Below are 10,284 nucleotides of genomic sequence, written 5' to 3'. Positions count from 1 at the left end.
CAGCTCCCGGTGAGCGTGCGCCGCGTGGCTGGGCGCTAGATGTAGCTAGCTAGTGATTACGGGGCGGGGATGTTGATGCAGCCGACGTTCGGCAGGCATCCACTCGCGCCGCCGGGTCCGGCTGTGCCACCGGGTCCGTTCGGAGCCAGCGCACCGCTCGCGCCGCCGGGACCGGCCGAACCACCAGGGCCACCAGGGATTACGCCCTGGGCGCCGCCACCATCAGCGGTACCCTGCGGGCCGCCGGGGACGTTCACGTCGGCACCGCCGCCAGGAGAGGCGTCGATGTTGCCGATACCGGCACATGGGGTGCCATCGGCGTTCAGACAGGGCGGGGGCGCCGGCTGCGCGCCGGCCACCGGCGCAACGGCGATCGCAACTGCCGCGGCACCCGAGAACAACAGGGGCATCATCGTCGTCAGTTTCACGTTCATGTTCTGAGGGCTACCACGTCAGCGATTTACTGAAACCTTCAAACTTTCTGCGCGACGTGAGGCAACCGTCACAACCGGCCCACCTGTTTCAGCCCGGAAACGGTGTCCGCCAGCGTTTCCTGCGGATCGCGGTATGTGATGCCCAGTTCGGTCTCGCTCGGCGAGTCGTCGGAAGACGGCATCTGCGTGTAGTACTGCATCGCCGCCGCGGTCACCGGTGCGTCGAACGGTAGGAACGGTCCGACCACATCGACGACCCTTCCGATGTTGCGCAACACCGTGTCCGGTATCGGATACACCCGCAGCGTCGTGTTCGCCGCCTTCCCGATCATCGTCGCAAGGTCAGCGATCGGAACTCGTTTGCCGCCAGCCATGTATCGGCGTGGGCCCTTGCCGGGCTCGAGCAGCGCGGCGTGTAAGGCCGCCAAGTCTCGGACATCGACCACGACCCACGCCGCCCCTCGGCCCGGCACACCGCGCATCTGAACCGCGGCCTGAACGCCTTCTGCCGCTTCGCCGAACTGGTTTCCCGCCGGCGGACCGAGCACCATGCCCGGGTACGTGATGCTCACGGGCGCGCCCTTCTCTTGAAGGCCGCGCGCGTATTTCTCCACCTCCGCTTTGGATTTCCCGTAGCCGTCGGTGCCGCCCACGACCGGAAGGTCTGCGTGCAGCACGTCGCAGTCGGGGTTGAACAGCGCCGTGAAGCTCGAGACGTGGATGATCGGGTCGAGTCCGCGCTCGGCCGCGACACCGAGCACGTTGTGAGCACCGTCGAGGTTGGTCCGCAGCATTTTGTCGGCTTGTCGCGGATCGACTGAAACCATTGCCGCGGAATGGATTACAGCATCACAGCCGTCCATCGCCGCGGCTGTCGACTCGGCATCGGCGATGTCGCCGACAGCATAGTCGTCGGTCGCGACGCCGATCTTCGCGGCGCTCGTCTCCAGTCGTGCCGGATCGCGTACCAGGAACCTCACCTGATGACCTGCTTCGGCCACGGCCTTTGCCGTCCACGCCCCGACGAAACCGGTACCCCCGGTCAACAGCACCCTCATTTAAACCTCCCGTAGCAACTAGCGCTGCGGATTACCCCGAGGCGCCTGCCTCTACACGGAAGCTCTACGCGAACGGCTTCATCAGTCGCGGCGGCAATACCCGCATCACGCGGACCAACGGCGCCCACGGCCACCACGGCACCGCCGCACGACCACTTTCGCGTTCGATCACGCCGACCAGCGCCCGCACGCCGGTTTCGTTGTCCACCATCAACATCGTGGACGCCGACTTCGCCGTCATCTCGGTTTCGATGTACCCCGGCTCGAGCACCGTGACCTTGATCGGCCCACGCGCGTACTCCGCGCGCAACGACTCCCCCAGCGACGAAACCCCGGCCTTGCTCGCGGCGTACGCGGCCTTTACGCCCGGCACGCCCTTGTTTCCGAGAACCGACGAGACAAGCACCAGATGGCCCCCGCCGGCCTTCTTGAACATCTGGAGCGCGGTCTCGATCTGGATCAGCGCCGCAACGAGATTCGTTTCGATGGTGGCCTTGTTCGCCCACAGTTTGCCGGACCCGAGCGGCGCGCCCTTGCCGACACCGGCGTTCACGATGATGCGGTCGATACCGCCGAGTTCGTCGGAGAGTTCGGCGAACACCTTCGGCACCTGCTCGTGGTCGTTGACGTCGAGGGCTGCGACGGCCACATTGATACCGGGATGGCGCTCGAGCAACTCGGCCTTAAGTTCGTCGAGGCGGTCGACACGCCGTGCGCACAGCGCGAGGTCGCGGCCCTTCGCGGCGAACGCACGGGCCATTCCGGCGCCCAGTCCGGAGCTCGCACCGGTGATCAAGATCTTCTGCCGGGTCACCCCGACAGACTAAGCGAGGGAATCGCCGTCAGAATGACCACATGGTTCTTGTGCGCAGCGCTACCTTCCTGCTCGTGGCCTTGTTCGTCGCCCTCTCTCAGGGGGTCGCCGCCGGACAACCCGCCTCGCCGCTGTACCGGCTCGTCGACACCGCGTCGCAGCGGCTGGCCACCGCCGACGCCGTCGCGGCGGCCAAGTGGGTCAACGGCGGATCGATCACGGACCGTCAGCGCGCCGAAGCGGTGTTGGACGCCGTAGCCGCCGACGCCTCCGCGCGCGGGATCGACCAGGGCTATGTCCGGGCGATCTTCACCGATCAGATCGCGGCCACCGAGGGCGTCGAGTACACCCGATTCGGCCAGTGGAAATTCGACCCCGCCACCGCCCCCAATACGGCCCCCGACCTGTCGGTGTCGCGTTCGCAGATCGACGAGCTCAATAAGGCCATGGTCGACGAGATTGCGCGACAGTGGGATTCGCTGCACGCACCGAGCTGCATGTTCGAGCTCAACAACGCGATCGACGCCGTTGCCACCGCCCGCCAGCTCGACCCGCTCTACCGGCACGCGCTGTCGGCTGCCACCCGCTCCTATTGCCGGATCACTTGAGCAGCCGCGACAGCCGCCGATCGGCGAGCACCTTGCCGCCCGTCTGACACGTCGGGCAGTACTGAAACGACTTGTCCGCGAACGACACCTCGCGCACGGTGTCTCCGCAGACGGGGCAGGGCAGGCCGGTTCGGGCGTGCACGCGCAGGCCGGACCGCTTCTCCCCCTTCAGCGTCGCGGCCTGCTGACCGACCGAGCGTGTCACCGCGTCGCTGAGCACTCCGATCATCGCGTCGTGCAGTGCCGACAGCTGCGCATCGGTCAGCTTGGCCGCCGTCGCGAACGGGGAGATCCGCGCGACGTGGAGGATCTCGTCGCTGTAGGCGTTGCCGATGCCCGCGATGACCTTCTGATCGGTGATCACCGTCTTGATCCGGCCGCTGTTACCCGCGAGCACCCCTGCGAGGTCGTCGGGTCCCAGCGACAGCGCGTCGGGCCCCAGCGCCGCGATACCGGGCACCTTCGTCGGGTCGTCGACCACCCACACCGCGAGCCGCTTCTGCGTGCCGGCCTCGGTGAGGTCGAAGCCCGCACCGGCGCCCGGGGTCCCGAGGTGAACGCGCAGCGCGATCGGCCCCTTACCCGGCTTCAGCGGGGCCGCCGCCAGCTTGTCCGACCAGCGCAACCACCCCGCGCGCGACAGATGGGTGATCAGGTGCAGGTCGCCGGCCTGCATGCCGAGGTACTTGCCCCAGCGGTTGGCATCGGTGACGGTCTGGCCGTGCAACGCCGTGATCGCCGGGTCGAACGTCTTGAGCACCGAGAACGCCGAGACGTCGATGCGACCCACGGTCTGACCGACGGCGTGGCGGCGCAGGTGGTCGGCGAGCGCTTCGACTTCGGGTAGTTCGGGCATGCCTCCAGTGTGCCGGTCAATTCCGTCGTGCGGCACCGCCGGTGAGCACCGACATCAGCCAACTCACGATCGACAGCACGATCGCGGCCCAGATCGCCGTCCACCAGAAGTCGTCGATGAACAACCCCCAGTGCGTGGTGTGCTCGGTGATTTGCGACGTGATCCACAACATCAACGCGTTGATCACGATGTGGATGAGGCCGAGGGTGACGATGTAGAGCGGGATCGAGAGTATCTGCACGATCGGCTTGATGATCGCGTTGACCACACCGAAGATCACCGCGACCACGAAGATGATGCCGACTTCCTGCAGTCGCGACTCGGCGCCCACGAACCTGATCCCGGGAACGACGAGTGTCACCACCCACAGCCCGAAGCCGGTCAAAGCGGCCCGCAAGAGGAACGACATCGCATTAGCCTAAACCAGTCGACGCACCGGGAGGGCAGCCGTGGATTTCGTTCAGCGCACCGTGGATCTCGCACGGCGAAACGTCGAAGAGGGCGGGCGCCCGTTCGCGACGGTCATCGCCAAGGACGGGGAGGTGCTCGCCGAGAGCGCCAATCAGGTTGCCCAGACCCATGATCCGACCGCACACGCCGAGATCCTCGCGATCCGAAAGGCGTGCACGAAGCTCGGCACCGAGCATCTGGTCGGCACGACGATCTATGTTCTCGCCCACCCCTGCCCGATGTGCCTGGGCTCGCTGTATTACTGCTCCCCCGACGAGGTGATCTTCCTGACCACCCGCGACGACTATGCGCGCTACTACGTCGACGATCGAAAGTACTTCGAGCTCAACACCTTCTACGACGAGTTCGCCAAGAGCTGGGAACAAAGGCGACTACCGATGCGCTATCAGCCCGAGGACAGCGCCATCGACGTCTACCGACTGTGGATGCAGCGGAACCCGCAGTCCACCTGAGAGGTCGATTTCACGCATCTGGTGCGTGCGATCAACCGTCCAAAGCGCGCAGCAGATAGGTGTCCATGATCCAGCCGTGCCGCGTCCGCGCATCGGCGCGCACCCTGGCGATCTCCTGGCCGACGTCGCCCACGGTGCCCGACATCAGCAGCTCGTCGGGCGTACCGAGATACGCACCCCACCAGATGCGGGTCTCCGGCGGGCACGCCAGGAACGAGCAGTCGGCGTCGAGCATCACGACCGCGCTGCCGGCCAGCCCAATGTCACGCAGCTGCCTGCCAGTGGTGATCAGCACCGGTTCGCCGACGTCGTTGAGCGGTATGCGATGTCGCGCGGTGAGCGCCTGAATCGCGGTGATGCCGGGGATGACGTCGTAGGCGATGTCGACGTGGTTCGCGACCGTGTCGAGGATGCGCAACGTGCTGTCGTACAGCGAGGGGTCGCCCCACGCGAGGAATGCGCCGACGCCGTCGGGCGCGAGCTCGTTCTCGATCGCCTCGGCCCACACCCGCGCCCGCGCGGCATGCCAGTCGGCGACCGCCTGCCGGTAAGCGGGCCCGTCCGATGCCTCCCTGACCCTCGGCGGGTCGCGAAGTTCCACGAACCGGTACCGGGGCTCGCGGATGAACCGCTCGCAGATGTGCCGTCGCAGCGCGATCAGGTCGTCTTTCGCTTCTGCACTTTGTCCTCCTCGCGTGCGGGACCCCTTGTCCATCGCGAAGAACACCTGTGTGTCGTTGAGGGCCGCCACCGCCTGCGCCGTCACGTGGTCAGGGTCGCCGGCACCGATACCGATGACGTGAATTCGACGGGTCACGCCCGCGAGTATGCCTTCAGTGTTTGCGGCCGCGGGACAGACGTAGTCGCCTGGCGCGTTTGACGTCCTTCTTCTCGGCGGCCTGCTCCTTGCGAATGTTGTGGTCGTCCTTCATGGGCAGCTGCAGCTCGTGTTCGGCGGGCAGACCGGCCTGCAGCTGACGGCCGCGCTCGACCTCGGCGTCGACTTCCGCGCCGAACAGCAGCGCGAGGTTGGTGATCCACAGCCACAGCAGAAACACGATGACGCCCGCCAGCGCGCCGTAAGTCTTGTTGTAGCTGCCGAAGTTGGCGACATAGAGCCCGAACACGACCGACGCGAGGATCCACACGACGATCGCGAGCGCGGCGCCGCCGCTGATCCAGCGGAACTTCGGTTGTTGGACGTTGGGCGTGACGTAGTAGAGGATCGCGACCGCCGCCACGACGAACAGCAGGATCAGCGGCCACCGCAGCACATTCCACGTTGTGACGCCCGCGTCGCCCAACCCGATCGCATCGCCGATCGCTCGTGCCGCCGGGCCACTGATCGCCAGCAGGAACACCACCGCGGCCGCCATCACCAGGCCGACCAACGTCAACAGCAGCTGCACCGGCCGCAGCTTCCACACCGGCCGGCCCTCGTCGATCTCGTAAATGCGGTTCATCGCGCGACCGAACGCCCCGACGTAACCCGAGGCCGACCAGAGCGCGCCGACGATGCCCACCACCAACGCGAACCCGGCCGTCGGCGAGTTGACGAGTTGCTCGACGGTCGGGCGCAGGCTGTCCAACGAGGACGCCGGTGCGACATCGCCCGCGATGTCGAGCAGCGCGTCGACCGTGCGCCGGCCCTGTCCGAAGACGCCGAGCAACGACACCATGACCACGAGCGCGGGGAAGATCGACAGCACCGCGTAATACGTCAGCGCCGCGGCCAGGTCCGTGCATTGATCGCTCTGGAACTCCCGGAGGGCCTTACGCAAGGCGTAGATCAGCGAGGGCCGGGTGAGGTCGGTCGGCGACTCCGGTTTGCGGGGATCGTCAGGGTCGGGGGCCTCCGTTGACGTGTCGACCTCGTCGGTGCGCATACCCCCCGGTACCCCGGGGCACCGCCGCCAAACGCGACCGGTACCGCAAGTATGCGGTACCGGAGGTATTGACTAGAGCGCCGACGGCTGCCTATTTTGGGAGGACCGTCACCGAAGGGACGTCAACGATGACCAACCCGACGCTGCACCCCAGCCGTGCCGAGTTCTCCGAGCGCCTGCTGCGTGGCTCGGTGAAGAAGTCGTACGCGCCCGTGGTCGACATCGACTGGGACGCGCCGCTGGACCCGGACAAGTTCTTCCTCCCCCCGAAGGTCGTCTCGCTGTACGGAACCTCGCTGTGGGACGCGATGAGTCGCGAGCAGCAGATCGAACTCTCCCGCCAGGAACTGGTCAACACGCTGTCGGCAGGGATCTGGTTCGAGAACATCCTCAACCAGTCGTTGCTGCGCAGGATGATGCATCAGGATCCCACCGCCAGCGCGACCCACTACGAGCTCACCGAACTGGGCGACGAAACCCGACACATGGTGATGTTCGGTAAGGCGATCGAGCGTGTCGGCGTAAAGCCCATATGGCCCAAGTGGTATCAGCGCGTGATCATCAACGCGCTGCCGTTCGTCTTCCAGGGCGCGGCACTGTGGGTGGCCGCACTGATCGGCGAGGAGATCTTCGACTCGCTACAGCGCCAGATGATGGACGACGACGAGCTGCAACCGATCGTGCACCGACTCATGCGGATTCACGTCACCGAAGAAGCACGGCACATCCAGTTCGCTCGTGACGGATTGCGCAAGCGGGTCCCGCACATGCGACCCCTACCGAAGTTCGTGCTGTCCAACATCAACGGTCTCGGCGGCTACTTCTTCCGCTTCCTGTTCACCAACAAGGTGCAGTACAGCCGCGTCGGGTTGAACCCCCGGTCCACGCGCCGCATCGCGCGCCGCAGTCCACACCGCCTCGAGACGCAGGTGACGGGTTTCGCGCCGCTGGCCGCCTTCCTCGAAGAAGTCGGGCTGATGGGGCCGATCGCCCGCCGGATGTGGCGACGCAGCGGTTTCCTACCGCGATGAGTGACATGTACGACGGGGTCGCCGCGCTCCGGGTGCACGACACCGACCACGGCGTCCGAGTGCGTCTCGTCGGCCACGTCGACCCGATCGACGGCAGATACCACTGGCGTGGCATGGTTTTCGATCTGACATCCGATGTGCGCCTGCCCCAACCCGTGCACATCTCGATCGGCCACCACTCCGCAGAGGGCCACCTGACCGAGGTGACGCCTTGGGGCACGCACTGCGTCGCGGGCGTCGGCGCGCCGCCGTACCCGCTCGGCGGCTAGCTCTCCGATTGACCCGGAGTTCGTCTCGGCTAGTCCAGATCTTCGTCGGTCAGCGCCGCGAACCCCTTGGCCTGCCCGCGGGCCAGCGCTGCCCGAACCACGCCGGCGAGCAACCCCTGGATCGCGGCAGCGATGAACACCTCGCGCGTCGAGCGGCTGAGGTCCTTTGGATCCGGCTCTTCATCGTCCGGGCTGATGCGCTGCCAGATCTGCTGGAAGATCTGGCCGGCGATCATCCCGCCGGCAACGCTGCTGGCGATCGACAGGGGCTTGTAAATCGTCTTGGCCGCACTCACGGCGAACGAGATTCCCGATGCGCCAATGCTCAAACCCCGAACTAGAACACGTTCTATTATCACCCGGTGCGGTTCACCTATGCCGAAGCCATGACCGACCCGACGTACTACATCCCCCTGGCGCAAGCCGCGGAGGCGGCCGGGTATCACGCGATGACGATCGCCGACAGCGTCGCGTATCCGTTCGAGTCGGACTCGAAGTACCCCTACACCCCGGACGGTAGCCGCGAATTCCTCGACGGCAAGGCGTTCATCGAGGCGTTCGTGCTCGCCGGTGCGCTGAGCGCGGTCACCACGACGCTGCGGTTCAACTTTTTCGTCCTCAAGCTACCCATTCGGCCACCGGCCCTGGTGGCCAAACAGGCGGGCTCGCTGGCGGCGCTGTTCGGTAATCGCCTCGGTTTGGGCGTCGGCACCAGTCCGTGGCCGGAGGACTACGAACTGATGGACGTGCCGTTCGCCAAGCGGGGTAAGCGGATGGACGAGTGCATCGAGATCATCAAGGGCCTGACGACCGGCGAGTACTTCGAGTTCCACGGCGAGTTCTACGACATCCCCAAAACGAAGATGACGCCGGCGCCCACCGAACCGATTCCGATCCTCGTCGGCGGCCACGCCGACGCCGCGCTCAGGCGCGCGGCGCGCAACGACGGCTGGATGCACGGCGGCGGTGATGCAGAAGAGTTGGACCGACTCCTCAAACAGCTCAAGCAGTTTCGCGAGCAAGAGAGCCGCGACGCACCATTCGAGATTCATGTGATCTCGGCGGACGCCTACACGCCCGACGGCATCAAGCGGCTCGAGGACAAGGGCGTCACCGACGTGATCGTCGGATTCCGGGTCCCCTACATCACAGGCCCCGACACCGAACCGCTCGACCGCAAGATCCGCCACCTGGAGAAGTTCGCGGAAAACGTCATCGCGAAAGTGTGATCCCGCCGCCGATTCGGGTAATCGACGGCGCAATGCAGTCGATGGAGGTGTCGCGAACCATTCGCGGGTCGGCAGTGGTGCTGACCATCAGCGGCGTGGTCGACAGCAACAATTACTGCGAACTCCGCAACCAGATCGTTCAGGCAGCGCTGGAGGAACCGCACGCGGTTCTGATCGACGTCTCCGGCGTGGATGCACCGGCCGGCTCGGCCTGGACCGTATTCAGCAGCGCCCGGTGGCATGTCGAGCGGTGGCCCGGTGTGCCGCTCTTCCTGGTGTGCTCCGATGCGTCGACTCGAGCCGTGATCAACCGCACCAGTGTCACCCGCCATGTGCCGTTGTTCGCCGACCTCGACGCCGCATTTGAAGTAGCGGAGATCGACCGCCGATTACCGACGCGTAGGCGGGCGCGTGCCGAGTTGCCCGCAGCGCTGGCGAGCCTGCAACGTTCACGCGAGCTGACCACTCAGTGGCTGACCGCTTGGTCACGCACCCGGATGATCCCGACGGCGAATGTCGTGGCGACCACCCTTGTTGAGAACGTGCTGCGCCACACGGACAGTCAGCCGGAACTGCGGGTCGAATGCCATGGGGCGACGATCGCGATCGCGGTCACCGACGGAAGCCATGACCCCGCCGTGCTTCGGGAAGCCGCCACCGCCGCTGCGAGCCCGACCGGGTTGTTCATCGTCGCCGCCCTCTGTCGATGCTGGGGCAACGCGGTGACCAGTTCGGGCAAGACGGTGTGGGCACTGATGGGGCCGGAGAACGCCCTTCCCTGATCAAGCACTGCTCAGGGTGACGTGCGGGCTCTGTCCGTAGGTCTGGCGGTAGAGGACCGCGAACCGTCCGGTGTGGGCAAAGCCCCAGCGTGCCGCGATCTCAGTGACGGTCTGGCCGTTGATAGCCGCCAATAGTTCCTGGTGCGCGTGGTTCAACCGCATCCTGCGCAGATGCTGGAGCGGGGTCGTGGCGAGGTGGCGCCGGAACATGTACTGGACCGCTCTCGGTGTCACATGGACGGCTTCAGCGATATCGGCCAGCGCGATGTCGTTGTGCACGTTCGCCTCCATGAACTCGATCGCGCGCCGCAGTAGAACCGGCTGACTTTCGCCGCGGAGATGCAAACTCGGACACGCCGTCGCCGTGTTGGGGAAAGTTTCGAGCGTGACCGCT

General features: G+C 66.0%; 15 protein-coding genes and 1 pseudogene. 6 read left to right on the top strand and 10 right to left on the bottom strand.

The genetic code is table 11. The features are described from left to right. Nucleotides 1-56: 56 nt before the first annotated feature. The 3 genes from A5698_RS27890 to A5698_RS07720 form a co-directional block, all read right to left on the bottom strand. The gene (locus A5698_RS27890) at nt 57-434 is read right to left on the bottom strand and encodes a hypothetical protein (RefSeq protein WP_084792319.1); all 378 of its coding nucleotides are present in this window, start codon (nt 432-434) and stop codon (nt 57-59) included. Between the two features lie 68 nt (nt 435-502). Continuing rightward, entirely contained in the window at nt 503-1,492 is a 990-nt protein-coding gene (locus A5698_RS07725) for an NAD-dependent epimerase/dehydratase family protein (protein ID WP_068295242.1), read from the bottom strand. Nucleotides 1,493-1,556: 64 nt separating this feature from the next. Beyond that, entirely contained in the window at nt 1,557-2,306 is a 750-nt protein-coding gene (locus A5698_RS07720) for an SDR family oxidoreductase (RefSeq protein ID WP_068295238.1), read from the bottom strand. Nucleotides 2,307-2,347: 41 nt separating this feature from the next. Between A5698_RS07720 and A5698_RS07715 the strand changes: the two genes are divergently transcribed. Continuing rightward, entirely contained in the window at nt 2,348-2,914 is a 567-nt protein-coding gene (locus A5698_RS07715) for a chorismate mutase (protein WP_084792318.1), read from the top strand. Here the strand turns inward: A5698_RS07715 and A5698_RS29345 are convergent. The 3 genes and pseudogenes from A5698_RS29345 to A5698_RS07705 form a co-directional block, all read right to left on the bottom strand. Further along, entirely contained in the window at nt 2,907-3,374 is a 468-nt protein-coding gene (locus tag A5698_RS29345; RefSeq protein ID WP_231967336.1) for a zinc finger domain-containing protein, read from the bottom strand. The genes A5698_RS07715 and A5698_RS29345 overlap by 8 nt on opposite strands. 153 nt (nt 3,375-3,527) lie before the next feature. Continuing rightward, nucleotides 3,528-3,770: pseudogene (locus A5698_RS29340) on the bottom strand (DNA-formamidopyrimidine glycosylase family protein); the annotation flags it as partial. A gap of 16 nt (nt 3,771-3,786) precedes the next feature. Continuing rightward, a complete protein-coding gene (locus A5698_RS07705) occupies nt 3,787-4,179 on the bottom strand; it encodes a phage holin family protein (RefSeq protein WP_068295237.1) in 393 nt (130 codons plus the stop codon). Nucleotides 4,180-4,219: 40 nt separating this feature from the next. Between A5698_RS07705 and A5698_RS07700 the strand changes: the two genes are divergently transcribed. Further along, the gene (locus A5698_RS07700) at nt 4,220-4,693 is read left to right on the top strand and encodes a nucleoside deaminase (protein WP_068295235.1); all 474 of its coding nucleotides are present in this window, start codon (nt 4,220-4,222) and stop codon (nt 4,691-4,693) included. A 31-nt stretch (nt 4,694-4,724) separates the two neighbouring features. Here the strand turns inward: A5698_RS07700 and cobF are convergent, their stop codons facing one another. Together cobF and A5698_RS07690 are read right to left on the bottom strand one after the other, a co-directional pair. Continuing rightward, nucleotides 4,725-5,510, bottom strand: a complete 786-nt coding sequence (gene cobF / locus A5698_RS07695; RefSeq protein ID WP_068295230.1) for a precorrin-6A synthase (deacetylating) — start codon at nt 5,508-5,510, stop codon at nt 4,725-4,727. 16 nt (nt 5,511-5,526) lie between these two features. Then, nucleotides 5,527-6,579: a YihY/virulence factor BrkB family protein gene (locus A5698_RS07690; RefSeq protein ID WP_068295228.1), complete on the bottom strand. Its 1,053-nt coding sequence runs from the start codon at nt 6,577-6,579 to the stop codon at nt 5,527-5,529. Nucleotides 6,580-6,707: 128 nt separating this feature from the next. Here A5698_RS07690 and A5698_RS07685 point away from each other — a divergent pair, with 128 nt between their 5' ends. Both A5698_RS07685 and A5698_RS07680 read left to right on the top strand, forming a co-directional pair. Further along, nucleotides 6,708-7,610 (top strand): AurF N-oxygenase family protein, encoded by a 903-nt coding sequence (locus A5698_RS07685; protein WP_068295225.1) that lies wholly within the window; start codon nt 6,708-6,710, stop codon nt 7,608-7,610. Continuing rightward, on the top strand, nt 7,607-7,879 hold the full coding sequence (locus tag A5698_RS07680) for a DUF4873 domain-containing protein (protein ID WP_197506702.1): 273 nt from the start codon (nt 7,607-7,609) through the stop codon (nt 7,877-7,879). The genes A5698_RS07685 and A5698_RS07680 overlap by 4 nt, the downstream gene beginning before the upstream one ends. A 29-nt stretch (nt 7,880-7,908) precedes the next feature. Here A5698_RS07680 and A5698_RS07675 read toward each other — a convergent pair whose 3' ends face one another. Continuing rightward, nucleotides 7,909-8,175, bottom strand: a complete 267-nt coding sequence (locus tag A5698_RS07675; RefSeq protein ID WP_067081821.1) for a DUF4235 domain-containing protein — start codon at nt 8,173-8,175, stop codon at nt 7,909-7,911. A 66-nt stretch (nt 8,176-8,241) separates the two neighbouring features. On the opposite strand from A5698_RS07675, the gene A5698_RS07670 reads away from it, so the two are divergent. Next, complete coding sequence (locus tag A5698_RS07670; protein ID WP_068295213.1) at nt 8,242-9,108, top strand: LLM class flavin-dependent oxidoreductase; 867 nt, start codon at nt 8,242-8,244, stop codon at nt 9,106-9,108. A 41-nt stretch (nt 9,109-9,149) separates the two neighbouring features. Then, entirely contained in the window at nt 9,150-9,890 is a 741-nt protein-coding gene (locus A5698_RS07665; protein ID WP_084792322.1) for an STAS domain-containing protein, read from the top strand. Here A5698_RS07665 and A5698_RS07660 read toward each other — a convergent pair. Beyond that, nucleotides 9,891-10,284, bottom strand: a 394-nt coding sequence (locus A5698_RS07660; RefSeq protein WP_156670648.1) for a helix-turn-helix transcriptional regulator, incomplete at its 5' end; no start/stop codon positions are given.

The organism is Mycobacterium sp. E136 (genome assembly GCF_001666865.1).
In the GTDB taxonomy this organism is placed as follows: domain Bacteria; phylum Actinomycetota; class Actinomycetes; order Mycobacteriales; family Mycobacteriaceae; genus Mycobacterium.
The sequence above is the reverse complement of the archived record's forward strand: the minus strand, read 5'-3'. Positions and strand labels throughout refer to the sequence as shown.